This window comes from Micromonospora sp. NPDC003197 (assembly GCF_053590565.1).
Map to the genome: position 1 here is coordinate 133,858 of NZ_JBSFTE010000007.1, position 25,199 is coordinate 159,056.

The following is a 25,199-nucleotide window of genomic DNA, read 5'->3' on the forward strand; positions in this document are numbered from 1 at the left end:
GCCTAGGCGGTCAGCCCAGACCGGCTCCGAGCCCACCGACACATCGGCCGGGGAGGGCATCGGTATGACGCCTTCCCCGGCCGATGGACGGTCACCGGGGGTAGGACCCCGGTTCGTAGCCCGATCCGGGTGCCGGCGGCTGCCCACCCGGGTTGAGGTACTGGGTACGGTCGCTGCCGTCGGACCCGCCGCCCGACTGGCCGAGCACCTGGGTGACTTCCGGGGCCGGCGGTGCCGACTGCTGGGCCGGGGGCGCGGACTGCGGCGGGGCCGGAGGCGCGGAGGCCGGAGCCGGCGGGGCCGACTGCGGGGCGGGCGGGGCCGACTGCGGCGCGTTTGCCCCGTACTGCGGGACGTACTGCGTCGCGCCAGCGTCCTGCCCGGCGGCGGGCTGGCCGTACACGCCCGGCTGACCGTACACCGAACCCTGGCCGTAACCCTGCTGCTGGCCGTAGGGCTGCTGCTGCCCGTATTCCTGCGGCTGACCGTAGGGCTGCTGCGGGTAACCCGCCGGGTAGCCCTGCTGCGGCTGGCCGTACGCCTGGGGCTGGCCGTACATGCCGGGCTGCGGCTTCGGCTTGGGCACGTAGTAGAGGGTCCGCCAGATCTTGAAGATCGCGAACGCCGCGATTCCGAAGATCCCCAGGTAGGCGACCCGGACCAGTAGACCGGTGAAGGCGGCCCGGAGTTCGACGTCGGCCAACGTGCCGATCAGCCAGCTGAGTAGCGCGATCACTCCGAAGAACGCGGACACCGCGTACTCGACCAGCGCGATGATCGTGATCAGCTTGGCCTTGGCGGTGGCCGGCTGGATGTGGGTGACGAGCAGTACGGCCAACAGCGGAAGCACGATCGCCAGCAGGCCGACGAAGTCGAAGGAGGCGCTGCCAGCCCGGCTGGTGAAGGTCGACCCCTCGAACTGCGGGATCATCATGTTGATCAACGCGACGAAGAGCATCAGGGCGTTCGCCCCGACCAGGATCAGGGCAGCGAGTTCGCGGAGCGGTTTGGTTAGCTGACTGGCCTGCGCCTCACCGGTCGGCGTGGGCTCGGGTGGGCTGGTCAAGTCTCCCCCTGTGGGCAATGGTGGACATTGGCGACGAAGAGCCTAGTCTGCCAACCCGGCGAGAGCCGGCCCGGATCGCATGGGCGAGGATGGTCGGATGCGGATCGTGGTGCTGACCGGCGGAATTGGTGGGGCTCGTTTCCTGGTCGGGGTACGTGCGTACGCCCGCGAGGTGGGCGCCGAGGTGACCGCCGTGGTCAACGTCGGCGACGACGTCGTACTACACGGGTTGCGGATCTCCCCCGACCTGGACAGTGTGCTCTACACCCTGGGTGGCGGGGCGGACCCGGAGCGGGGCTGGGGACGGGCCGGCGAGACCTGGACGGTGAAGGAGGAGCTGGCCGCGTACGGCGCGGAGCCGACCTGGTTCGGTCTGGGCGACAAGGACATCGCCACCCATCTGGTGCGGACCACGATGCTCAACGCCGGCTACCCGCTGTCGGCGGTGACCGAGGCGCTCTGCGCCCGCTGGCAGCCCGGAATCCGGCTGCTGCCGGCCAGCGACGACCGCCTGGAGACCCACGCCATCGTGAGCGTGAGGAGTGAACGAGCGGAGCGAGAGAGCCCCGCAGTCGCGAACCAAGCCAGCACAGCCAATGTCGACGGTGAACAGCGGGCCATCCACTTCCAGGAGTGGTGGGTACGCCACCGGGGCGAGCTGCCCACCCACCGCTTCGTCTTCGTCGGTGCCGACGCGGCGACCCCGGCGGCCGGTGTCCTCGACGCCCTCGCCGAGGCGGATCTGGTGCTGGTGGCCCCGAGTAACCCGGTGGTGAGCATCGCTCCGATCCTGGCCGTGGCACCGCTGCGGGACGCGCTGGTCGCCGGTCGGGCACCGGTGGTCGGGGTCTCCCCGATCATCGGGGGTGCTCCGGTGCGCGGGATGGCCGACCGGTGTCTGGCGGTGCTCGGCGTACCCTGCGACGCGGCCGGGGTCGGCGCGCTCTATGGTGCCCGGTCCAACGCTGGCATTCTGGACGCCTGGCTGGTGGACACCACCGACGCGGGGACCGAAGTCCCGGGTGTGACGGTGGGGGCCGCTCCGCTGTGGATGACCGACGAGGCGGCGACGGCCGAGATGGTACGCGCCGCGGTGAGGCTGGTATGAGGCTGGAAATCCTGCCGGTGCTCGGCATTGGTGACGTGGTACCCGGAGATGACCTGGCGGAGCTGATCGCCACCGCCGCACCCTGGCTGCGCAACGGCGACGTACTGGTGGTCACCAGCAAGATCGTCTCGAAGGCGGAGGGCCAGCTGGTCGACGTGCCGGCTGACGGGCCGGAGCGGGCGGCGGCCCGCGAGGAGGTCCTGGTCGCCGAGACCGCGCGGCCGGTGGCCACCCGGGGCGCGACCCGGATCGTGCAGACCCATCACGGCTTCGTCATGGCGTCGGCCGGCATCGATGCCTCCAACGTGGACCGTTCCCAACTGGTACTGCTGCCGAAGGACCCGGACGCCTCGGCGCGCGCCCTACGGGCCGCCCTGCGCGAGCGGCACGGTGCCGACGTCGCGGTGATCGTCTCCGACACGATGGGCCGGCCGTGGCGCAACGGGCTGACCGATGTCGCGCTCGGCGTCGCCGGCATGGACGCGGTCCGCGACCACCGGGGCGAGGTCGACCCGTACGGCAACGAGCTGAGCATCACCCAGATGGCGGTGGTCGACGAGCTGGCCGGCGCGGGCGAGCTGGTCAAGGGCAAGTGCGACCAGGTGCCGGTGGCGGTGGTACGCGGCTATCCCGGCCTGCCCACCCCGGAGGACGGTGCCGGGGCCACGGCACTGGTCCGGGACGCCGAGCACGACCTCTTCTCCCTGGGTACCGCCGAGGCCCGGGTCGCTGGCCTACGGACGGCGGCCACCCTCGGCGAACTGGACCCGGCCACCGGATCGGTGCCGGTCACCTCGGATCCGGCCAACGCCAACCCGGATCCGGCCGCCGTCAGCCCCGACCTGGCTGCCGTCACCCGGGCGATCGCCACGGTGGCCGGCGTGATCGCGCCCGGCACGGTCTTCACCCCGGTCACCGACCCCGAGGTACGGGACCGGATCGCGACCGCACTGCCGGAGTGGCCGCCGGCCGCCACCGGCATGATCCGGTGTGGCCTGGCGGCCCGCACCGATCCGGCCGCCCTGGTCCGGTTCGGTGCCGACGTGCACCGGCTCCGGGTGGCGCTGGCCGCCGAGGGGCTGTCATCGTCCCTGCTGGTGCCCCCCACCGGCAGCGCCGAGAGCGCCATCGTCGCGATCTGAACCCGCTATCGCAGGGTCGGGATGCCGGAACGTATCTGACGGCGGCCCCGGCCCGGTCAGACGTACCCTTCTTCGCCCTGGGTCTTGAGCTCGTCCACCAGCTTCTTGACGTCCTGTGCCCGGTCGCGGGGACAGACCATCACCACGTCCGGGGTGTCCACCACGACCAGGTCCTGTACGCCGAGCGCGGCGACCAGCCGCCCGGAGTGCGGCACCACCACCAGGCCGGCGCTGTCCCGCAGCAGGACCGCCGGCTTGTCGCTCTCCTCGGTGCCCAGGACGACGTTGCCCGCGTCGTCACCGGGTAGCACGTCACCGAGGGTGTGGAAGTCGCCCACGTCGTTCCAGCCGAAGTCGCCCGGTACGGTGGCCACCCGGCCGGCGGCGGCAGCCCCCTCCATCACGGCGTAGTCGACCGAGATCTTGGGCAGGGTCGGCCAGACCGTCCCCAGCACATCGTCCTGCTCCGGAGTGCCCCACGCCTGCGCGATGGCGGTCAACCCGGCGTGCAGCGCCGGCTGCTGCCGGGCCAGCTCGGCCAGGAACACGTCGACCCGCCAGACGAACATGCTCGCGTTCCACAGGTGCTGCCCGGACCGCAGGTAGCCCTCCGCCACCTCGGCAGCCGGCTTCTCCTTGAACTCCCGGACCCGGCGCAGCGGACCGGAGTCGATCAGATCGCCGCACTCCAGGTAGCCGTACCCGGTCTCGGCCCGGGTGGGCGTGATCCCCACCGTCATCAGCAGGCCCTCTTCCGCGCCCACCACGGCCTGCCGTACCGTCTCCGCCCAGCGTGCCGGGTCACCGATCAGGTGGTCCGCCGCGAACGAGCCCATCACCGCCTCGGGCTCGCGCAGCGCGATCACCGCAGCGGCCAGCGCGATCGCCGCGCAGGAGTCCCGCGGCGAGGGCTCCACCAGGATGTTCTCCTCCGGCAGGCCGGTCAGTTGCCGCGCCACCGCGGCGACATGGGCCACGCCGGTCACCACCATGGTCCGGTCCGGCGTGGTCAACGGCGCGACCCGCTCGACCGTCGCCTGTAGCAGGGACGAGGAGGTGCCGGTGAGCGGATGGAGGAACTTGGGATGTCCGGCGCGGGACAGCGGCCACAGTCGGGTACCGCTACCGCCGGCCGGGATGACGGCGAAGAACATCAGCACATCATGCCGGACGGACCGACATCAGTACGTTCGGTTACCACCGACCCGGTCACGCGCGGGCCCGGGTCCAAGCGGCGATGTGCACCTCTGCGCTGGACTCCCAGGTGAATTCCTTGGCCCGATCGAAGCCCGCCTTCGCCAGCGCCAACCGGCGCGTCTCGTCGTCGAGCAGCGCGCCGAGGTCGGCACCGATCCGCTCCGGATCCTCGCTGGTGTAGGCCACCGCGTCGCCGCCGACCTCGGGCAGGGACAACCGGGGCGTGGTGAGCACCGGAGCCGCGCAGGCCATCGCCTCCAGGATCGGCAGCCCGAACCCCTCCCCGTACGACGGGTAGGCAGCGACCAGGGCACCGCCCAGGAAGCCGGGCAGGTCGGCGTAGCGCAGGTAACCGGGGCGCAGCAGCCGCAGGTGGGCGGGGACCTCAGCGACGGCACGGTCGATCTCGTCGTCCTGGCCCTGCCCACCGGCGATCACCAGGGCCGGCGGGTTGGGTCGATCCTGGACGGCGAGCACCCAGCCACGGATCAGGTTCGGCACGTTCTTGCGGGGTTCCTTGGCCCCGAGGAACGCGATGTAGCTGCCGCCGCCGAGACCAAGCCGGGCGCGTACCCGGGCCTTTTCCTCCTCGGTCGGTGCGTGGAAGGCCGCCTGGTCGACGCCGTGGTAGGCCACGTCGATGCGGGTCGGGTCGGCGTCCAGCAGGCGGATCAGCTCGTCGCGGGTGGCCTTGCTGGGCACGATCACCCGGTCGGCCCGGCGCAGCGAGGTCTTGATCGCGCTGCGGAAGAAGGTACGGCGGGACTTGTCGTAGTGCTCCGGCTCGGTGAAGAAGGTGGCGTCGTGCACGGTCACCGTCACCGGACAGCCCGCCCGCAGCGGACAGGTGTAGAACGGCGAGTGCAGCACCTCGGCCCCCACCTGCTGGGCCAGCAGCGGCAGGCCGGTCTGTTCCCACGCCAACCGGGCTGGCCGGTGCGCCAACGCGGCTGGGGCGGAGATCACCTCGGCGGTGGGCAGCATTCGGGTGTATCGCTCGGTGTCGGTCCGCAGGCCGACCACGACCAGCTCGACTGCGGTCCCGGCGACCTTGCCGAGAGCGCCGAGTAGGCCGTCGACGTATCGACCGACACCGCCACGATCAGCGGGGACGCTCGTGGCGTCGATGAGCACGCGGGGCGGACGGCCGGCGGTCACGGGGCAACTCCTCAATTCGCAGGAACTGTGTGAAACAACACTCGGGCCAAGCCTACGCTGGACCGCTCTCGCCGTGCCGACTGCGACCCGACGGTTGGTTGTCTTTCCGGCGGCACCACTCGCCGACGACACCGGGTATGGTGCCCGCGATGGCCGACAACATTGCCCGGATGCTCGCCGCCGCGATCGCGCCCGACCCGGCTCGACCCCTGCTCACCTGGTACGACGACGCGACCGGCGACCGTACCGAACTGTCCGGCGCGACCCTGGACAACTGGGTGGCCAAGACCGCCAACCTGTTGGTCGACTCGGCGGGACTGGCCTCCGGCGACCTCGTCGGCGTGTCGCTCCCGCCGCACTGGCAGTCCGCCGCCGTGCTGCTCGGTAGTTGGTCGGCGGGCGCGGAGGTGACGGCCGTACCGGGCGCGCCGGTGGAGGTGCTCTTCGCCGCCGCCGACCGAATCGGCACGGTGGCCGACTGGCCGGCCGGCGAGCGGTACGCCCTGGCTCTGGCCCCGCTCGCCGCGCCACTGCGTACGGTGCCCGCCGGCTTCGCCGACTACGTGGTGGAGGTACGCGGTCACGGCGACCACTTCACGCCGTACCCGACGGGCGGCCCGCAGGACGCCGAGCTGTGTGCCCGCGCCGCCGACCGGGCCACCGCGCTCGGCATCGCCGCCGGGGACCGGGTGCTGGTCGACGCGGCCCGCCACCCGGATCCGGTGGACTGGCTGCTCGCCCCGCTGGCCGTCGGGGCGAGCGTCGTACTGTGTGCACACCTCGACCCAGCCAAGCTCGCCGACCGGTTGACCACCGAACGGGTGACCGTGGACCTGTCCCAGGCCGACTGAGCCGACTGAGCCGACTGAGCCGACTGAGCCGGCCGCGGCCGGGCCGACTGAGCTGCCCGGCCGATGAAGACGCAGGGCGCCTCGGCGGTCCCGCCGTCAGTTCAGTCGGCGGTGCGCTCGCGGGCGAACCGCTCGAAGGCGACCAGTGACTCCGGGTTGGCCAGCGCGCCGGTGGCCGCCGCCGACTCCACCGGCGTGCCGGTCAGGATCTTCTTCACCGGCACCTCCAGTTTCTTCGCCGACAGCGTCCGGGGCACCGCCCGGACCTGGTGGATCTCGTCCGGCACGTGCCGGGGCGAGAGCGCGGTACGCAGTTCCCGGGTGATCCGGGTCCGCAGCGCCGCGTCGAGTTCGAGCCCGTCCGCCAGAACCACGAAGAGCAGCAGGTCACCGGCCCCACCCTCAGCATCTTCCAGGTGCACCACGACCGAGTCGACCACCTCGTCGAGCGCCTCGACGACCGAGTAGAACTCGGCGGTGCCGAGGCGTACCCCGCCCCGGTTGAGCGTCGCGTCGGAGCGGCCGGTGATGACGCAACCGCCCCGTTCGCTGATGGTGATCCAGTCGCCGTGCCGCCACACGCCCGGGTAGACGTCGAAGTACGCCTCCCGGTAGCGCCGCCCGTCCGGGTCGTTCCAGAAGCCCACCGGCATGCTCGGCATCGGCGCGGTGATGACCAGTTCGCCGAGTTCGCCGACGACCGCCTTCCCCTCGGCCGAGCGGGCCTCGACCCGGGCACCCAGCGCCCGGCAGGCGATCTCCCCGGCGTACACCGGCAGCAGTGGCACACCGCCGACGAAGCCGGTGCAGACATCGGTGCCGCCGGAGAGCGACTGGAGCTGGAGGTTCCGGCCGACCGCGTCGTACACCCAGGTGAAGCCCTCGGCCGGCAGCGGCGCACCGGTGGAGCCGAGGCCGCGCAGCGCGGCGAGGTCCACCGTCTCGCCGGGGCGCAGGTCGGCCTTACGGCAGGCCAGCAGGAACGGTGCCGAGGTGCCGAAGTAGGTGGTGCCGGTGTCGGCGGCGAGCCGCCACAACGTGTCCAGGTCCGGCTCGGCCGGCTGTCCGGGCTCGGTCCGGACGGCGGGGTTGCCGTCGAAGAGCACGATCGTCGCACCCACCGCCGGGCCGGAGACCAGGAAGTTCCACATCATCCAGCCGGTGGTGCTGAACCAGAAGAACCGGTCGGCCGGGCCGAGGTCGTGGTGCAGGGCCAGCATCTTGAGGTGTTCGAGCAGGATGCCACCGTGCCCGTGCACGATCGGCTTGGGCAGGCCGGTGGTGCCGGAGGAGTAGAGCACGTAGAGCGGATGGTTGAACGGCACCGGCTCGAACTCCAGGGCCTCGTCCGTCTGACCCGCCAGCTCCGCCCAGGTCGAGGTGCCGGCCGGCAGCGCGGCGTCCGGGTCCAGGTAGGGCAACATCACCGTGTGTACGACCGACGGCAGCGCCGTACGGATCGCGGCCACTTCGGCGCGCCGGTCGATCGACTTGTCCCCGTAGCGGTAGCCGTCGACCGCGACCAGCACCTTCGGCTCGATCTGCTGCCACCGGTCGGTGACGCTGCGGGTGCCGAACTCCGGGGCGCAGGAGGAGAAGACCGCGCCGAGGCTGGTGGTGGCGAGCAGCAACACGAACGTCTCGGGGATGTTGGGTGCGTACGCCGCCACCCGGTCGCCCGGGCCGACCCCGAGCCGGCGCAGTCCGGCGCGCACCCGGCGGACCTGTTCGCGCAGCTCAGCCACGGTGAGGGTGACCGGTGCCCGGGTCTGGCTGTGGGCGATGACGATGGAATCGGTGTCGGCGCGGCCGGGCATGCGCAGCACGTGCTCGGCGTAGTTGAGCGTCGCGCCGGGGAACCAGCGGGCGCCGGGCATCGTGGCGTCGCTCAGTGTCGCGGTCGGCTGGTCGTACGCCCGGACGTCGAAGTAGTCCCAGATCGAGCGCCAGAAGCCGGCCAGGTCGGACACCGACCACTGCCAGAGTTCGTCGTAGTCGGCGAAGTCGAGGCCCCGCTCGACCCGCAGCCAGCGCAGATAGTCACCGATGCGCGACTTCTCCCGGACGTCGGCCGGCGGCGTCCACAGCAGCTCACCCACAGTCCACCCCTCCCCTGGTCCGGCACCACGCCGTGCCGGCCCGTGGCGACATCTTGCCCTACCCGGACGTGCTGTCCTGCGTGCCCGGTGTCGTGACTTCCCGGTGCGCCTGGATGGCCTGGCGTTTGGCCAGCCGGTGTGCCCGACGGATCTCCGCTTCCCGGTAGCGTCGCTCGTCCTCCGGGGTCTCCGGCAACACCGGCCGGACCGCCCGTGGCCCGCCGGCCACGTCCACCCCGACGAAGACCAGATATGCGGTGGCCACCCGGACCGGTTCCTCCCCGGCGGTGTCCCAGCGCTCGGCGAGTACCTTCACCCCCACCTCCATCGAGGTGTATCCGGTCCAGTTGACCTGGGCGTGCGCGTGCACCAGGTCACCGACGCGTACCGGCTCGGAGAACACGATCTCGTCGATGGCCGCGGTCACCGCCGTGCCCCCGCAGTGTCGTGCGGCGGCGGCTCCGGCCACGTCGTCGACGAACTTCATCAGTACGCCACCGTGTACCGTCCCGTACAGGTTTACATCGACAGCCGTCATGATGCGACTCAGGGTGACCCGGGAATACGAGGTCGGCTTGCCCAAGAGGTCGGGCGCTGGCTGCTCGGTCATGCCGGAAACGGTACGGTGCCGGAATGCGACATCTCTGGAGCTTTCTCGCCGGGATCGTGGTGGCGCCGCTCACCTGGGTGCTACTCACACTGGGGCAAGACGGGTCAAGCCGGACAGTCGACCGCTGGGTGGAGCTCGGAACCTTCACCACGGCAAACCTGATCGAGCCAGCCGTCTACCTCGCGGTCGCCGGCATCCTGCTCGGTCTGCTCGGCACACTGCGGGTCTCGCCACTCGGGCCGCTGGTCGCCGGGCTACTGCTCGTCACCCCGTACGTCAACCTGTTGATCGACCCGTTCAAACTCCAGGAGGCGATCCCGGACGATCTGCGGTTCCGCGGTGATCCGCTTCCGCTGTTCCTGCCCGTACAGAACGGCACCCTGTTCCTGATCGGTGCGCTGTTGCTGATCGCCACCTTCAGCGGGCAGCGCTGGCGGCGGTGGCCGGCGCGCGCCGAGGCCGCCGTTCCGGCACCCGCGCCGGCGTCATCATCATCGTCATCGTCGTCGACTTCCACCGATGACGACGAACCGACCCGGCCGGACTGGTCGGCGCTGAACGCGGAAACCTACGACCCCGACATCGCTGCGCCGACGTTGGGTTACCCGGACGCCGACACCACCTCACCGTTGCCCCGCCGGGAAGGCAACACCTCGCCCTGGTCCTCGCCGCCGCGCGGTACGACCCGAACCGACACCGAATAGCCGCCCACACCGAAGGGGGTGCGGGACCGGGTGACCGATCGCCGGGTCCCGCACCCTGGCGGCGGCACACTACAGTGTCGGTCTATGCGATCGGGGGCGACGGATCGATGGTGGTCGGGCGTACGCGGCCTGCTTCCGCTCACCGCAGCGGCCCTGCTCGCCGTCGGCCCGCTACCGACACCAGCCTCCGCCGACGACCGGGCGGACGCCGCACTCGTCTTCTGTCTCTCCGCAGACCAGCGTCCACACCTGGTCGAGGCGGCCGTGGTCCTGGGTCTGACCCACCCCGGCTCGGCCCCGGACCGGCTGACCACCAACGGCCAGGACCGGAGCATCGAACAGTGGCGCAGTGGCCACCGGGCCGACTTCGACCGGGCCTGTGCCGCCCTCATCGGAGCCCAGCGACACGAGACCGGATCGTCGACCGAGCAGTCGAACGGCCTGTTCGCCCTGCTGGTGCCGGCGCTGCTCAGCGGCGCGGTGGGCTGGTTCTTCAGCGCCCAACTGGCCACGGCGGGAGCCCGTCGGGTGCAGGCCGACGGGCTGCGTACGGCGAGTCGAGCATTCGTCGACGCCGGTGAGGCGTTTCTCCGCCAGCAGCAGACGGCGCAGGCCGGCCTACCCCCCGACGACGAGACGGTGCACACCCGTCGCGTCGAGCTGGCCGCAGCGCTGGACCAGGTCGCCTCGGCGCGCCGCTGGTGGCGAATGCCCCAACGGCTCAGCGAAACGCTCTCCGGCACCCCCCTGGGCCCGGCGATGACCGAGGACTGGTTCCCACTCGACACCGCTGACCGGGCCAGCCGGGCAACGGCCCTCAGATCGGCGCTCGGCCGGTTCGCCGCCGAGGTGGAGCAGGTGGCCCGAGCGGTGCAGAGTTCCGGTCTGCCGCGTACCCGGATGTGGCGACGGTGAGCGACAAGGTGGGGCGCGGTAGCGACATGTCAATGAACCCGTTTGCCGTACCCGGGTTGAACCGGCCCGCCGATCCGCTCAACCCGGTACGGGAAAGAAAACACATCAGCTACTACGTCGACGTGGACAACACGGCGGCGGCGTTTCGCCTGTTCCAGGACCGGCTGAGCGATCCCACCAGCCTGGTCACCGACGGCCGGCTGGTGATCGTCGCCGGGCCGGAGCAGTGTGGCAAGTCGGCACTGATCAACCGGTGCGCCCACTGGGTGCAGGAACGGTTACTCGGCTCGCGGCACAGCGCGCTGGTGTTCGACATGACCCGGCTGGTCGAGCTGACCGAGACCAAGGCGGACCGCCGCCGAAGCGTCTGCCGAGCGCTGATCGACCGACTCTGGCAGGCCGGGGCGGTGACCGATCAACGCCTGTTGGAGCTACGCGGGCAGCCCGACGAGGCGTACCTCTACCTCGCCGGTGCGGTGCAGGAGAAGTTCGTCGCCATCGTGCTCCTACCCCCCTCCGGGGAACTGGCCCGGGAACTCGTCCAGTACGCCCGGGACGCCTACAGCAAGATCCTGTTCTTCGGGGAGAGTTCCTACGAGTCGTACGTGGATACGGTCCGGCCGGAACTGGAGCAGGCCGGGTCCGCCCCACCGATCCATCTCACCGTCGGATCACTGACCAAGCAGGACGCCGGGCGCTTCGCACACGACCGGTTGCGCAGGTCACCGGCGGGTCCGCGACTGCCCCCGGTCACCGCCGACACCCTGGACCGGGTAACCGAGAAACGACCTATGTCCATCGGTGAGTTGCAGACGTTACTCTACGGTCTGTACGAGGAGCTCCGACTGCAGCCGGACCTCACCGAAGAGGTGACCTACCAATACATCAGCGAGTTCTATCTGCGTAAAGCCAGACTCTTAGGGAACCGTTACTGATGGACCGCTTCGAGAGCGTACGCATGACCGGTGAGGTCAACCCGTATCCGTCGAGCGCGGTCGCCCAACTCGCTGAATTCGGCTCGACCTCGGTAACCATCCAGACCCCCGCCATTCGCGAGGCGGTCGCCGCGATGGAGCACTACCTCTCCCGGGACGACCATGACGATGAGAGTCATCCCCCACGCGGCCAGGTGATCGCCGTGGTCGGCGACTTCGGCACCGGCAAGACCCACCTGGCCACCCACCTCATGCGCTATGCCACCCGCCGCAGGGGCAGTTCGGTCCAGTCGCTCTACCTGAACGCCCCACCGGACACCTTCGTCTCCCTCTACAAGACCTTCATCGACAAGCTCCAGCAACGCCGGGAGATCGTCCTCACCCGGGTCCGGCAGTACTACGCCGACATCGTCGCCGAGACCCTCGGCCGCTCCGAGGCGACCGCCGAGCTGGCCCGGCAACTCAGTGCCGGAGAGATCGACCCGGTCCAGGTCGTCCGCGAATTCGGCCTGATGGAGAGCGTGTTCCTGCAACAACTCCAGGAACAGCTGCGCGGCGTGACCGACAACGCCGCATTCAGCCAGGCCCTCACCCTGCTGCTGCGGGTCGGCTTCGAGGACGCGGTCTGGGAATGGTTCAGCGGTCGACCGCCCGCCGACATCCTGCGGGAACGCGGCATCGCCAGCTCGATCGTGGACAGCGAGGCCACCGCGCTGGAGGCAATGGGGGTGTTCGCCCTGCTGATCGGGCACCGCCGACACCGCTTCGTGCTGGTGATCGACGAACTCGACCAGCTGCTCACGGCGGCCGGGCGGCGCGAGGGCGAGGCCATCGAGGCGTTCAAGCAGTTGCTGGCGGTCTTCGCCGCCTCCGGTGCCTTCCTCGTTCTCGCCGGGCTGCCGGACCTGCTGAACGTGCTCCGTCGGGACGTACGCGAACGCATCGGGACGCAGATCCGGATGTCCCGGCTGACCGCCGGCGACGCCCGGGACTACATCCTCGCCCGACAGAACGGACGACTGGCGCCCTTCACCGACGAGACCATCCGCTACCTGGTCGAGGTGGTGAACGGTTCGCCGCGCGGCATCATCTCGCTCTGCTACCACCTCTATCGCCGGGCCCGGGAACAGCGCAGCCAGGTCACCCACGCGATGGTGCGGCAGGTGGCCCGGGACGTCTACGACGCGGGCAACGCCCAGGACGCGCACGCCGACATCCGGCAGGTGCTGGTCGCCGAAGGCCGGGAATACTGGACCGCCCACCTGCTCGGCGACACCCGGGAGACGGAGGTCGACTACTGGCTTCCGGTTGGCGGCCCGGACCGGGGCTGCGCCGTACTGCTGACCGAGTCACTGCTCTACGACGCCGACGTGGAGACGATCCGGGACCGGGCGCTGGCCATCCGAGCACTACGCGAGTGTGAACTGCTGCTGGTGGTCGTGGGCCGGCTGCCCGACAAATATCTGCGCGAGCTGACCACGGCGATCGGCCGGGAACCGTTGAGCTACACCCGAAGATCGTTCGCCGACCAGTTCAGCGTCGAGATCAAGGCGATGGTGGACCGGCTGGCGGAGTTGCCCGGTGACGACCTGCTGGACACCCTCCGGCAACGGCTGGAGCGGTTCGGCCGGCAACAGTCCAACACCCAGAACCTCCTCGGCCGACTGGCCGGGCACCTGGACTCGCTGCGCTCCGCCTCCGATCAGCAACTCGCCGCCATCCACCACGAGCTGCACGTGCTTCGGCGTTCCTTCCCCGCCGCAGCGGGTCAGGGCAGCGGTGCCGCGCCGACCGTACCGCCCCTGCCAGACGCGGTCTCCGCCCTGTTCGACCAGGCGCTGGCCTCAGTGGACGTACTGACGCCGGTGGCGGCGGTGTTGCACAACGCGTTCGACCCGGACGATGACGACGTCGGTACCGATGCCCGGATGACCGTCCGGGCCCGGCTGCCCCGCGACGACGTCCAGCAGGCCGCCGGGGTGGCCACGTTGCTGACCGCCCTGGTCGAGACGTTCGGCGACGCGGTCAGCGAGTGGTACCGGTCGGTCGTGGCCGAGCAGCCGCCCCGACTGCGCCCGCACGATCGCGACCAGCTGGATGCGCTCTGCCAGCTCTTCGACGCAGCCTGCGAACACCTGCCGGTCTACCGTCTGGAGACCTTGCAGGACTTCGTGGAGGCCACCGGCCGCACCGAATCGGATGGCCTGTCATCGGGGCGGACCGCACAAGATCCGCAAGAGGTCCTCGGTGGGCTCAGCTCACGAGTCCGAAACACGATCCTCACCCCCTTCGCCACTGCCAGCTGAGCCAGACGGCCCGACCGAGCCGCTTGGCCGCCGAAGGGCCTCGCGGATCCCGTTACTCACCGCGTGCAGCAGGTTGATCGTCACCACGGCGGGTGCCACCACCGCCACCGTGCCGGGAAAACTCGGTTCCAGCAACAGGGCCAGGATGATCGCGGTGATGCCGTTCTGTTGACCGAGTAGCAAGTCGATCCGGTCCGGCCGGGGTAGGCGGGCCCCGATCACGGCGGCGACCAGCACATGGGCGACGAAGGCGGCGGCCCCGAGCACGATCCCCGGTACGGGCTGAATGCCACCGACCAACACCAGGCCGAGCGCGAAGGTCGCCAACAGGAACGCCGCCTGGGTGAGCCGGTTCAGCACTCGCTCGATCGGCGGCCGGTAGAAGAGGCCGGCGATGGCCAAGCCCAGCAGCAGAAACTGCCACACCGCGAAACTGACCAGCCCCACCAGCAGTAGCAACTGGACTGCCAGCCGGACTCGTCCTGACCTGCCCGGTCGCCGAATGGTGCCCCCGGCCAACCGGGCATGGGGGCTGGTCGGCAACCTGGTCAGCCACCAGAGTCCACAGGCGACCGCCGCGAAGATCAGGTTCTGTGCGATGGACAGACCGAAGACGGCGATGCCGCTCGGCTCCGACTGCCCCACCGGCCCGCCGATCGGGTCGAGCATCGGCAGTACCCAGGCCGAGACGTAGACGGTGAGCAGGATGGTGATCGGATCGTCGAACGATGCCCAGGCCGACAGGATCGCCTTCGCCCGCTCCGACATCCGGCTCTGTAGACGCGCCGCCGCGAAGCTGAGCGGGTCGATCTGCGCCACCGCCACGCCCAGCACCAGATACTCGGGACGACGAAAGACCAGGTAGAGGACGCCCGAGATCAGCAGGGCCTTGACCAGCACCCCGAGGCTGACCGCGACCGCCACCAGCCGTACGTTGCCCCGAGCCGCCCGCAGGTCGATGCCGTACGTGCTGGCGAAGAGGCCGACGGCCAGCAACGCGGTGGCCAGCAACAGGTAACCCGGTTCCCGATGGACCCCGGTCAGCCCGCCGATCCGGGCGACCAACCATCCACCGACCAGCACCGTGAGGAACAGCAACATCCGCCGGGCGGCGGGCCACACCACCTCCGCGACCCGGGGTGGCAACAGCGGCCCGAACCGCCACGCGCCGGCTCCGGCGCGGTATATCCCCGTCGAGCCGGCCATCGCGGTTCAGGCCCCGAGGTCGCGGGCGAGTCGGGCGGCCTTGTCGTCGGCGGGCCCGACCCGGTTCTGGTCGAGGGTCACCCCGAGCAGGAACTCCCCGGGACGGATCGGATAGCAGTACAGCGCTCCCTGCTCGACGTCGAAGACCGCTCGGGCCAGTCGCCGCCCCACCGCCGGGTAGACGCTGCGCAGCAGGGCTCGTACCCGGGACTCGACCCGGGCACCGAAGTCCCGGTAGAACCGTCGCCGCTGGGCCACGGTGATGCTGCCGAAGAAGGGGCTCAACCGGTCGTCGCCCAGCACGTCGACGGAGAAGCTGACCGTCCCGTACCGGCACACCGCCACGAAGTGCAGGTCCTGGACGTCCAGAGCGTCCCGGCACAGCTCGATCCGACGCTGGACGTCCTCGTCGTCCTCCGGAAGGTCCGGATCCCGTACCTGGGTGGGCGGGGTGTCCGGCGAACCGTTCGGCGCGGCCAGCGTGGCGGGGTCGATCGAATCCCGCTCGCTGAGCCACAGCCAGCCGCCGTAATCGGTGGGGCGTTGGCTGACCACCGCCCGCAGCCGGTTGACCAGCGCCGAAACCTCGATGTCCGCCGCCCGGATGGCCGGCACCCGGGGGGCCAGGCCGGGCTCCGCACCGGGTGGCGGGGGGTGGGCCAGTCCGACCAGAAACCGATTCCGGAGTACGGAGAAACTGAACAACGCTGCCTGGTCGGCGTGCACCACCAGCCGGATCAGGTCACCGCTCTGCACCTGTTGCAGTTCCTCGTCCAGATCGGCCATGTCGTGCACCAGGTTTCGCCCGGCGGATCGGTAGCCGTCGAGCGTCCTCTCCGCTGGGCCACCGTCGTCGGATCCGTCGACCCGGTCCACCGTGAAGTCACAGACCCCGGCCGTGTACTGCGCGAGGTGCACCAGGTCCCGGCTGTCGCCCAGCGACTGACGGCACAGGTCGAACGCCCGCTGGTGGCCCGACCCGTAGTGGGCACCCAGGTATTCGACGAACCGCGCCGAGTCCGGCCCATCGACGTGCCCGACCGTGTCCACGCCCACCTTCTCCCCCTCGCTCCGGTCCACCGGCCACTCCCCCTCGCTCCGGTCCACCGGCTGACGATCGTTCATGTGCCCGGCACCTCAAGATCGAGGTAGTCGACGGAGAGGCCGCGCTCACCGGTCGTCTCCAGCCCGTCGCGCCGGCTGACGAGCGCACCGAGTGCCCGCTCGGCTACCTCCACGTACCGGTGCTCGGTGCCGAGCAGATCCCGGCTGATCTCCAGGGTGGTACGCAGCAGCGTCGCGGCGGCGGTCAGGTCCCCGGCGGCGACCAGGTTTCCGGCCTGGTTGATCGCGGCGGCCAGGGCCCACGGATGCGCCTCCTCGCCGAGCCCGGCGCGCAGCCCGTCCAGCCCTTCCTGGCCGGCGATGACCGCCTCGTCGTCCCGGCCACAACCCCGCAGGAAGACCGCGAGGTTGACCCGGCAGATCTGGGTGAACGGGTGCGCGTCGTCGTACTCGTCGCGGTAGCCACGCAGACACCGGCTCGCCATCTCCACCGCCGTCACCGTCTCACCGGCCAGGTGGTAGTCCGCCGCCAGGCTCAACGTGCAGGACCGGGTCCGCGGATGGTGCTCGCCGACCGTCCGGCGGTACGCCAGCAGCGCCCGACTGTTGAGGTCCTTGGCCCGGCTGTGTTCCCCCCGACGCCGCTCGGTGACCGCCAGCGCGCGAATGATCCGCAGGGTGTCCGGATGGTCGTCGCCGCCGATGCGCAGCATCCGGGCGTACGCCCGGGTCAGGGTCCGATAGGCCGCGTCGAGTTGTCCCAGCTCACGCTCGTAGGTGCCAACGTCGGAGGCGGACCACCAGGTGTATGGGTCCTCCTCGCCGAAGAGCCGGATCCGGCGGTGCAGGGTGTCCCGTTCCCGTTCCAGCGCCTCCTCGGTGAACCCGGCCAGGTACGACGCCAACGCCAGGTTGTGTGCGGCCCGCAGGGTCTGCGGATGGTCGTTGCCGAGTGCGTCCCGGAAGCCCCGCCAGGTGGCCCGGTCCTCGATCAACGCCGCCCGGAACTGGCCCAGTCCACGTTGGTCGGCGGCCATGCCCCGGCGGGTGACCAGGGTCCGTAGGTGGTCGGGGCCGAGCAGTGCCGAGGAGGCGTCCAACGCCACGGTGTCCAGTTCGTAGGCGGTGGCCTCCTGACCGAGCAGACGGCGTAGGTCGGCCAGGGCGGTCGCCAGCCGAAGGGTGAGCCGATCCCGCCACCCGTGTACGGCCACCCACCGGTCCAGCACCGGCTGCCCGAGGCGTACCCCCTCGGCCAGGGCTTCCCCCCGGGTCGACGTGCTCAGGTAGCCGAACTGGGTGACCACCCACTGGCGTACCGCTGGGGGTTCGTCGGCTTCCAACGCACCGGAGCGCAGCAGGTGCCGGTGTAGCTCGACGAGGTCACCCGTCCGGCGGTCACCCGCTTCGGCCAGGCCGGCGCCGGGGGCGAACAGGGCCAGTCCGAGGAGCAACTGTCGCTGGCGGCGCTGCCGCTCGTCGGCGGTCATCGTCGCGGCTACTGCGGCCTGCATCGCCGGGTGCATGATCAGCCGTGAGTCGGCTCCCCAGTCGACGGTGAAGAGGCCGAAGCGTACCCCGGCCGCCAACCCCCGCTCGACCTCCCAGCCGTCCTGGCGCAGCAACTCCCCGCCGGTATCGCCGGTGGGCTCCCCATCCACGGCACCGGCGGCGTCGTCGACGGCACCGGCTACCTCGTCCACCGCGTCAGCGAGCTGCGCGAGCAGTTCGCGGGAGCGCACCACCCGCAGGGTGATGCCCTCGGTGGCCACGAAGACACACATCTGGGCGAGGGCGTGGGCGACCCGGCCAGCGAAGTCCTCCCGCATCAACTGGAACGACGCCCGCAGAATGTCGCCCAGGCCGACCAGTGCCTCGGGTCGGGCCGAGGCCGACGATGTCTCCGGCTCTGCCGCTGGTCGTACGGTGGCCAGAAAGGCGGGAACTGCGACGTCGGTGGCCTGCGAGCGGGCCACCCCGTGCCGGGCGTGCAGCAGGATCCCGGCCTGCCAGAGCACCCCGGCGGTGGCCCGCAACGCCAACGGCATGCCGCCGACCGCCTCGGCCACCTCGGCGGCCCGGTCGGCGGAAAGGTTCGGGGTCTGGGCCAGCAGGACCGCGATGCTGTCGGCCCGACTCAACGGGGTAACCGTGAGATCCGACCGGATGCCGTTGGCCGCCTCGGTCGGGGCCGGTCCCCGGGTCACCAGCACGTGCCCCGTACCGCCCACCGGAAGCAGGTCGGTCAGCTTCTCCGCGCCCGCCCCGTCGTAGATCAGCAACCACGGGGTACGCCGTCGACGAAGCTCCTTGAGTACCTCCTGCGCCGGATTGCCCTTCGGCTCGACCCCCAACTCCTCGGCCAACCGGCTCAGGGCGGTACGGACACTGTGCCGGTCCTCGGCCGGAATCCAGGCGATCAGCTCGTAGTCGTAGCCGAACCGGTGCGCGTACTCCCGGGCGATGTCGCTCTTGCCGACGGCCGGCTCGCCGTACAGGGTGACTTCCCGTGCCTCGGTGGAGGCCAGCAAATGATCGCGGACCGCTTCGAGTTCCTGGGCCCGGCCGACGAAGGTGAGCGGGCGGGGCGGCAGCTCGAAGCGGAGCTGCCACGGCGGCGGGCCGGCCGGGAAGCGGGGCCGCCACCCGGGGCCGGCCGGGATCGCCGGCACGCCCGCCATGCCGAGCGCGGCCCGCAGCCGTTTGTGTGCCAACGCCTCCGCGCAGTTGCCGATATCCGCGCTGCGATATCCGGACCGGAATCGGGGCGCCGGCTCGGCAGCGGTCCGGATGACGACGATGTCGGGCGACTGCCCGGAGGCTGGTTCGGCCGGCAACAACCGGGCCAGCTCCGCCGACGCGTCCGGGGTGTCTGCCGGGGCCACGACCATCACCGTGGCCCGCTCGGCGACGTCGGCCCAGAGCCAGTCCGCAGGTAGCGGGCGGACCCGGGTGCCAGCACCGTCGAGCTGGGCCCGAATCCAGTCCGCCCAGGGCCGTTGGGCCGGGGGATAGACGAGGTAGATCTGTTCCGGCCCGTCGCCGGACTGCAACCCCAGACTGCGCTGGTAGCGGCGACGCATGGCGTCCGAGACCAGCGGCACGGTGTCGACGGCACCGTTGGAGATCGCGTGGGTGAGCCGCTGGTACGCCGTCAGCAGCCGGTGCCGGCTCGGCGAGTCCTCCATCAGCGGGGCCAGCACCTGGTCGTACGGCCGGTGCGGCAGCTCGACCTGGACCAGGTCGTCAGCGGCGCCGTCACCGTTGTCGGCGAGGGCGTCGAGGAAGGCCCGGCGGATGTCACTGCGGCTGCGTTCGCCCTCCGGACTGTCACTGTCGTCGAACTGCGTGGCCACGACCATGACCTGCACCCCGACCGGGGCCTCCCGGTGCACCCGGCGGGCGAGTTCGGTCGCGCCGTCGAGCCGAGCGCGCTGGCTCGTGAAACAGATCGCGACCGCGTCGCAGACCGTCGCGATCCGGGTGACCGCCGCGTTGCTCACCCCGGCCGGCTCGTCCATCAGCACGTAGTCGTAGTCGGCCGAGCGGAGTTGTCGGCGCAGCTCGCTCAGCGGCAGGTCGGGCGGGGGGACCTCGCTGGTGCCGGATGGTGCTCCGGCGGCCGGCGGTACGGGCAGCCACACCACGTCCAACCGGCCGGCGTCGCCGGTGAGCGCGGCGTACCGGCGAACCAACGGCCGGGCAGTGGCCCCGTCCAGCGGTGATACGCCGATCGAGCGGAGCATCAGCATGTCCAGCACCTGGGCCAGCTTCGCCGGTAGCAGGTCGACGGTCCGTCCCTCGTCGACGTGGTACATCTGCAGGTACTGGTGTACCCGCATGCCTTCGAGGTCCGAGTCGAGTACCAGCACCCGTTGGCCGGCGCTGGCCAGGATCCAGGCCAGGTTGGTCACGATGCTGGTGCGTCCGGTGTTACCGGTCGCGGCCACGAACGAGACCACCCGGGTCGGCCCGTGAACAGGGGTGCCGCCAGCATTGTTTCCCAGCCCCATCGCCGCCCCATACATATCGATCAGCTCATCGCTCGGCAGCTGGTTTGACAAAATTCTCCACGTCCACGTAGTTCTGCCAACTGGCGTAATCCTCGGCCGGGGTCGGGCTTTCGGCAATGAGCCGACGCAGGGAACGCAGAAGGGCGGTACGCGGAACCGCGTCGAGTTCTTCCGTACCCATCCCGGATGCGTCGATCAGCTCGGAGACAAAACGTGTCTCGTCCTGTTCCACAGGTTTCCCCATGACCGGCCCCACTTTCGTCCCTATCGGCGATACCCCCGTTTCCAGGGGCGAACGGGACATGCGCCGCCTCGATGGCTTATCGTAGCGTCCGTCGATGCGATGGCCCGCCTCTGCGCGTACGCCCCAACGCCGACACCGCCCGCCCAGGGCCCGCCATTGCCCACCTTCATCCGGCCGAGTCGCGGGAGAATCCTGAGTGGAATCGCCTTTTCACCAGCTAGCCGGCAACGCCTTCGCCGAGTTCAGCCGGGGCGGCGGAGGGCCCGCCGTCATCCGGTCGTTACTCGCCGGGCAATACAGTAAGAACCTGCTGCTACTGCGGGCGATAGTCGAGTTGGCGACAGAAGTCGGGCACCGTGATCTGGTGGCGATCGGTCAGGCCTACTCGTCCATCCAGGAAATCCGCCGGTGCGCGCCGCAGGCCGCCCGAACGGTGTTGACCTACCCCTCGGTCAGCGCCTGGGCGATGAGCACCATGGTGCAGCTCAGCAACGGTGTGGCCACGACGCACCCCGGTCGCATCGGCACCCTCGCCACCGCCGTCGCCCTACAGGCCCGGATGCCGGCGACCATCACCCTGCCGGGAACGAGTTGGTCGGGTGGTGTTCTCGCCCTACCGTCCCTGGGGCGGGTGCGCCTACCTCAACCCGAGGCAGCGACGGTCCTGGCCTGCATCGGAGCCGATGGGGCGACCCTCACCATCGACGGGGCGAGCGTTGCGGTGACTGTGGCGGGCAGCCCGGCTCGATCGGCCGGTTCGACCGCGTACGAAGGCCTGGCCGGGCCGGACGAGAAGCTGTGGCAGCCGGTGCCCCACCTCTCGACCGTCCACGATGGCCTGGCCCTACGCCTCCGGCTCGACGAACTGGGGGCGTTCTCCGGGATTGGCGAGACCAACCCGGAGCCGATGAGCCGGGCCGAGCTGGGCGAATGGCAGCGGCTCATCGGCTCGGGCTGGCGGCTGCTCGTCGAGGGGCACCGCCCGTACGCGGAGGAGATCGCTGCCGCCATCACCATGGTCGCGCCGCTGCGTACCCCGGACCGGGGCCAGGTCAGCGGCACCTTCCGCAACGCGGTCGGTTGCGTGGCGATGTCCCGCCCCGCCGATCACCGGTCGGCGGCCGTCACCCTCGTCCATGAGCTGCAACACACCAAGCTGTCCGCGTTGATGAACCTCTTCCCGCTCATCGAACCCGGACCGGACGACCGCTTCCACGCGCCGTGGCGGACCGACCGCCGCCCGCTGGCCGGCCTGTTGCAGGGCCTGTACGCGCATCTGGGCGTCGCCGCGTTCTGGCGGCGTCAGGCACGGCACGAGTCCGACGCCGACCACGTCCTACGCGCCCAGGTGGAGTACGCCCGCTGGCGCGAGGCCTGCCGGGAGGTCGCCGACCTGCTCCTGACCACCGGACGGCTGAGCCGGATAGGCCGGCACCTGGTCCAGGGGGCCCGGCGGACGCTGGCCGAGTGGCAGGGGGAACGGCTGCCGGCCCGTGTCGTGGCCATCGCCCAGCGGTGGACCGAAGAGCACCAGGCCCGCTACGACGACCACCCGGCCTGCCACGACGAGAGTCTGCCGCGGACCGGCCCCCCGGCCCGGAACGAGGCCTCGCCGCGCCCTGGCGGCTCGGGACGGCCCTGACGTCCCCCGACCTACTGTCCGGCGTTCTTCAGCAGCTCCCGGGCCATGACGATGCGCTGGACCTGGTTGGTGCCCTCGTAGATCTGGGTGATCTTCGCGTCCCGCATCATCCGCTCGACCGGGTAGTCGCGGGTGTAGCCGTAGCCGCCGAGGAGCTGGACCGCATCGGTGGTGATCTCCATGGCGGCGTCGGAGGCGAAGCACTTGGCCGCCGCGCCGAAGTAGGTGAGGTCGGCGTCGCCCCGTTCCGACTTGCCCGCCGCGACGTAGGTCAGCTGTCGGGCCGCCTCCAGCTTCATGCCCATGTCGGCGAGCATGAACTGGACGCCCTGGAACTGGGCGACCGCCTTGCCGAACTGCTTGCGCTCCTGGATGTAACCCCGGGCGTAGTCGAGCGCCCCCTGGGCGATGCCCACCGCCTGGGCGGCGATGGTGACCCGGGTGTGGTCCAGGGTGCGCATCGCGGTGACGAAGCCGGTGCCCGGCTCACCGATCATCCGGTCGGCCGGAATCCGGACGTTGTCGAAGTAGACCTCCCGGGTCGGGGAACCCTTGATGCCCAGCTTCTTCTCCGGCGCGCCAAAGCTCACCCCCGGGTCGGACTTCTCGACCACGAAGGCCGAAATGCCCCGGGACCGGGCGCTCGGGTCGGTCACCGCGAAGACCGTGTAGTACTCCGAGACACCCGCGTTGGTGATCCACCGCTTGACCCCGTTGAGCACGTAGTGGTCCCCGTCACGTACCGCGCGGGTGGTCATGGCGGCGGCGTCGCTGCCCGCCTCCGGCTCGGAGAGGCAGTACGAGAACATCGCCTCGCCCCGGGCCACCGGCGACAGGTAGCGCTGCTTCAGCTCGTCCGAGGCGGCCAGCAGCAGCGGCATGGTGCCCAGCTTGTTGACCGCGGGAATCAGCGACGAGGAGGCGCAGGACCGGGCCACCTCCTCGATCACGATGGCGGTGGCGAGGGCGTCCGCGCCCGCCCCGCCGTACTCGACGGGGATGTGGGGGGCGTGGAAGTCGGCGGCGCGCAGCGCGTCGTACGAGGCCTTGGGGAATTCGCCCGTCTCGTCCGCCTCAGCGGCGTTCGGCGCGACCCGCGCCTCACACACCGCTCGTACGGCTGCCCGGATCTCGTCGTGCTCCTCCGGAAGCCGGTAGGCGTCGAACGCCGATTCTGTCGTCATTATGGCCCTCCCCTGGCGAGTTGTCGGCCCTCGCCGATTATCATGCGTGTCTGTAGCGTCTGCTCGTGGCCTGCCGCGTGGATGTGAGGATACCGACCAAGCTTTAGGCATCCCTACCGGCGCGTAGGGTCACGAACTATCGTCGCCCTGCGAACCCGGCGGCAGATACATACAGAAAGATCCTGTTCGGTGCCCGGCCGAGGCGCCGCAGCAAAACGCGACGCGAAGATGCGCCGCCCAGTGCGAGCGGAGAACACAGGCGTGACGATCCCGTACCCGAACACCCAACCCGTGTCGGCGATCCCAACGGTCAACCCACCGTCCGGCGCGTCCCGCCCCCGGCTGACTTTCCTCGGCACCGGCTACCTGGGTGCGACGTACGCCATCTGCTTCGCCGAGCTCGGCTACGAGGTGATCGGCTTCGACGTCGATGCCGACAAGATCGCCAAGTTGGCCAGTGGCGAGGTTCCCTTCCACGAGCCTGGCCTCGACGAGCTGCTCAAGCGCAACCTGGCCGCCGGGCGGCTGCGGTTCAGCACCGACATCGCCGAGACCGCCGACTTCGGCGACGTCCACTTCATCTGCGTCGGCACCCCGCAGCGGGCCGACGGAATGGGCGCGGACCTCTCCTACGTCGAGGCGTCGGTCAGCGGGCTCGCCCAGCACCTGACCCGCAAGGCCCTGATCGTGGGCAAGTCGACCGTTCCGGTCGGCACCGCGGAGTGGGTCGAGCAGCTGGTCGGAAAGTACGCCTCGGCCGACCTCGGGGTCGAGGTGGCCTGGAGCCCCGAGTTCCTCCAGGAGGGCTTCGCCGTCGAGGACGTGCTGCGCCCCAACCGGATCGTGGTCGGGGTCAAGAGCGAGTGGTCGCACGCGATGCTCTACAGCGCGCACAAGGGCGTGTTCGACCTGGCCACCACCGAGGACCGCGAGGTGCCTGTGGTGGTCACCGACTTCGCCACCGCCGAGTTGGTCAAGGTCGCCGCGAACGCCTTCCTCGCCACCAAGATCTCCTTCGTGAACGCGATGGCCGAGGTGTGCGAGGTCGCCGGCGGTGACGTCACCCAGCTGTCCCGCGCCATCGGCTACGACCCGCGCATCGGCAACCGCTTCCTCCAGGCCGGTCTCGGCTTCGGCGGGGCCTGCCTGCCCAAGGACATCCGGGCCTTCCAGGCCCGCGCCCAGGAACTGGGCGCCGGCGAGGCGCTGCGCTTCCTGCACGAGGTCGACCTGATCAACCTGCGTCGGCGTACCCGGGTGTTGCAGCTCGCCGCCGACCTGCTCGGCCGCCGCTACGGCCCGGCCGGCCCCGACCTCTCCGGCACCCGGATCGCCGTGCTCGGCGCGACCTTCAAGCCCAACACCGACGACGTACGGGACGCCCCGGCGCTGGCCGTCGCCGCGCTGCTGGTCAAGGCCGGCGCGGACGTGCACATCTACGACCCGCAGGGGATGGAGAACGCACGGCGTACGCTGCCCACCCCGACCTACCAGCCCACGATGACCGACGCGGTACGCGACGCCGACCTGGTCTGCGTGCTCACCGAGTGGGCCGACTTCCGCAACGCCGACCCGGCCGCCCTGGGCGAACTCGTCGCCGGCCGACGGGTCGTCGACGGTCGCAACTGCCTGGACGCGGCGCTCTGGACCCAGGCCGGCTGGGAATACCGGGGCATGGGCCGCCCCTGATCCACTGACACCTCGGCCGGCCGCCGCCCCGTTCTCCGGGGTCGGCGGCCGGCCTTTTTCCGATC

Annotated in this window: 19 protein-coding genes; 9 read left to right on the forward strand and 10 right to left on the reverse strand. The window is 70.6% G+C overall.

Annotated features, from left to right (window positions below; genetic code table 11):
- Positions 1 to 91: 91 nt before the first annotated feature.
- Positions 92 to 1,066 carry a hypothetical protein gene (locus tag ACWDV4_RS10445; RefSeq protein WP_449976518.1) on the reverse strand — a complete coding sequence of 325 codons (975 nt, stop codon included), beginning with the start codon at positions 1,064 to 1,066 and terminating at the stop codon, positions 92 to 94.
- Positions 1,067 to 1,163: 97 nt separating this feature from the next.
- Here ACWDV4_RS10445 and ACWDV4_RS10450 point away from each other — a divergent pair, with 97 nt between their 5' ends.
- Entirely contained in the window at positions 1,164 to 2,174 is a 1,011-nt protein-coding gene (locus ACWDV4_RS10450; protein WP_449976519.1) for a 2-phospho-L-lactate transferase CofD family protein, read from the forward strand.
- Entirely contained in the window at positions 2,171 to 3,316 is a 1,146-nt protein-coding gene (locus tag ACWDV4_RS10455; protein ID WP_449976522.1) for a coenzyme F420-0:L-glutamate ligase, read from the forward strand. The genes ACWDV4_RS10450 and ACWDV4_RS10455 overlap by 4 nt, the downstream gene beginning before the upstream one ends.
- Positions 3,317 to 3,372: 56 nt before the next feature.
- Here ACWDV4_RS10455 and ACWDV4_RS10460 read toward each other — a convergent pair whose 3' ends face one another.
- Positions 3,373 to 4,470: a mannose-1-phosphate guanylyltransferase gene (locus ACWDV4_RS10460; protein WP_449976525.1), complete on the reverse strand. Its 1,098-nt coding sequence runs from the start codon at positions 4,468 to 4,470 to the stop codon at positions 3,373 to 3,375.
- Positions 4,471 to 4,525: 55 nt separating this feature from the next.
- The gene (locus ACWDV4_RS10465) at positions 4,526 to 5,671 is read right to left on the reverse strand and encodes a glycosyltransferase family 4 protein (protein WP_449976527.1); all 1,146 of its coding nucleotides are present in this window, start codon (positions 5,669 to 5,671) and stop codon (positions 4,526 to 4,528) included.
- 149 nt (positions 5,672 to 5,820) lie between these two features.
- Between ACWDV4_RS10465 and ACWDV4_RS10470 the strand changes: the two genes are divergently transcribed.
- Positions 5,821 to 6,522 carry a TIGR03089 family protein gene (locus ACWDV4_RS10470; protein ID WP_449976529.1) on the forward strand — a complete coding sequence of 234 codons (702 nt, stop codon included), beginning with the start codon at positions 5,821 to 5,823 and terminating at the stop codon, positions 6,520 to 6,522.
- 101 nt (positions 6,523 to 6,623) lie between these two features.
- Here the strand turns inward: ACWDV4_RS10470 and ACWDV4_RS10475 are convergent, their stop codons facing one another.
- On the reverse strand, positions 6,624 to 8,621 hold the full coding sequence (locus ACWDV4_RS10475) for an acetoacetate--CoA ligase (RefSeq protein WP_449976532.1): 1,998 nt from the start codon (positions 8,619 to 8,621) through the stop codon (positions 6,624 to 6,626).
- 58 nt (positions 8,622 to 8,679) lie between these two features.
- Positions 8,680 to 9,231, reverse strand: coding sequence for an acyl-CoA thioesterase (locus ACWDV4_RS10480; RefSeq protein ID WP_449976533.1), 552 nt, complete (start codon positions 9,229 to 9,231; stop codon positions 8,680 to 8,682).
- A 23-nt stretch (positions 9,232 to 9,254) separates the two neighbouring features.
- Here ACWDV4_RS10480 and ACWDV4_RS10485 point away from each other — a divergent pair, with 23 nt between their 5' ends.
- From ACWDV4_RS10485 to ACWDV4_RS10500, 4 genes are all read left to right on the forward strand, one after another.
- The gene (locus tag ACWDV4_RS10485) at positions 9,255 to 9,935 is read left to right on the forward strand and encodes a hypothetical protein (RefSeq protein ID WP_449976535.1); all 681 of its coding nucleotides are present in this window, start codon (positions 9,255 to 9,257) and stop codon (positions 9,933 to 9,935) included.
- Positions 9,936 to 10,019: 84 nt separating this feature from the next.
- Positions 10,020 to 10,850 carry a hypothetical protein gene (locus ACWDV4_RS10490; RefSeq protein WP_449976537.1) on the forward strand — a complete coding sequence of 277 codons (831 nt, stop codon included), beginning with the start codon at positions 10,020 to 10,022 and terminating at the stop codon, positions 10,848 to 10,850.
- Positions 10,847 to 11,785, forward strand: coding sequence for a hypothetical protein (locus tag ACWDV4_RS10495; RefSeq protein WP_449976540.1), 939 nt, complete (start codon positions 10,847 to 10,849; stop codon positions 11,783 to 11,785). Before ACWDV4_RS10490 ends, ACWDV4_RS10495 begins: the two co-directional genes overlap by 4 nt.
- Positions 11,785 to 14,091 carry a hypothetical protein gene (locus ACWDV4_RS10500; protein ID WP_449976541.1) on the forward strand — a complete coding sequence of 769 codons (2,307 nt, stop codon included), beginning with the start codon at positions 11,785 to 11,787 and terminating at the stop codon, positions 14,089 to 14,091. The genes ACWDV4_RS10495 and ACWDV4_RS10500 overlap by 1 nt, the downstream gene beginning before the upstream one ends.
- Here the strand turns inward: ACWDV4_RS10500 and ACWDV4_RS10505 are convergent.
- Genes ACWDV4_RS10505 through ACWDV4_RS10520 form a run of 4 tightly spaced genes read right to left on the reverse strand, consistent with a single transcriptional unit; the run spans position 14,044 to position 20,619 of the window.
- A complete protein-coding gene (locus ACWDV4_RS10505) occupies positions 14,044 to 15,297 on the reverse strand; it encodes a hypothetical protein (protein ID WP_449976544.1) in 1,254 nt (417 codons plus the stop codon). The two genes, ACWDV4_RS10500 and ACWDV4_RS10505, sit on opposite strands and share 48 nt — an antisense overlap.
- Before the next feature lie 6 nt (positions 15,298 to 15,303).
- A complete protein-coding gene (locus ACWDV4_RS10510; RefSeq protein ID WP_449976547.1) occupies positions 15,304 to 16,422 on the reverse strand; it encodes a hypothetical protein in 1,119 nt (372 codons plus the stop codon).
- Positions 16,419 to 20,426, reverse strand: a complete 4,008-nt coding sequence (fxsT, locus tag ACWDV4_RS10515) for an FxSxx-COOH system tetratricopeptide repeat protein (protein WP_449976549.1) — start codon at positions 20,424 to 20,426, stop codon at positions 16,419 to 16,421. Before fxsT ends, ACWDV4_RS10510 begins: the two co-directional genes overlap by 4 nt.
- Positions 20,401 to 20,619 (reverse strand): hypothetical protein, encoded by a 219-nt coding sequence (locus tag ACWDV4_RS10520; protein ID WP_449976552.1) that lies wholly within the window; start codon positions 20,617 to 20,619, stop codon positions 20,401 to 20,403. Before ACWDV4_RS10520 ends, fxsT begins: the two co-directional genes overlap by 26 nt.
- A 196-nt stretch (positions 20,620 to 20,815) precedes the next feature.
- Between ACWDV4_RS10520 and ACWDV4_RS10525 the strand changes: the two genes are divergently transcribed.
- Entirely contained in the window at positions 20,816 to 22,261 is a 1,446-nt protein-coding gene (locus ACWDV4_RS10525) for an HEXXH motif domain-containing protein (protein WP_449976554.1), read from the forward strand.
- Positions 22,262 to 22,272: 11 nt separating this feature from the next.
- On the opposite strand, the gene ACWDV4_RS10530 is transcribed toward ACWDV4_RS10525, so the two are convergent.
- Positions 22,273 to 23,445 (reverse strand): acyl-CoA dehydrogenase family protein, encoded by a 1,173-nt coding sequence (locus tag ACWDV4_RS10530; protein WP_449976556.1) that lies wholly within the window; start codon positions 23,443 to 23,445, stop codon positions 22,273 to 22,275.
- Between the two features lie 261 nt (positions 23,446 to 23,706).
- On the opposite strand from ACWDV4_RS10530, the gene ACWDV4_RS10535 reads away from it, so the two are divergent.
- The gene (locus ACWDV4_RS10535) at positions 23,707 to 25,134 is read left to right on the forward strand and encodes a UDP-glucose dehydrogenase family protein (protein WP_449976558.1); all 1,428 of its coding nucleotides are present in this window, start codon (positions 23,707 to 23,709) and stop codon (positions 25,132 to 25,134) included.
- Positions 25,135 to 25,199 lie beyond the last annotated feature (65 nt).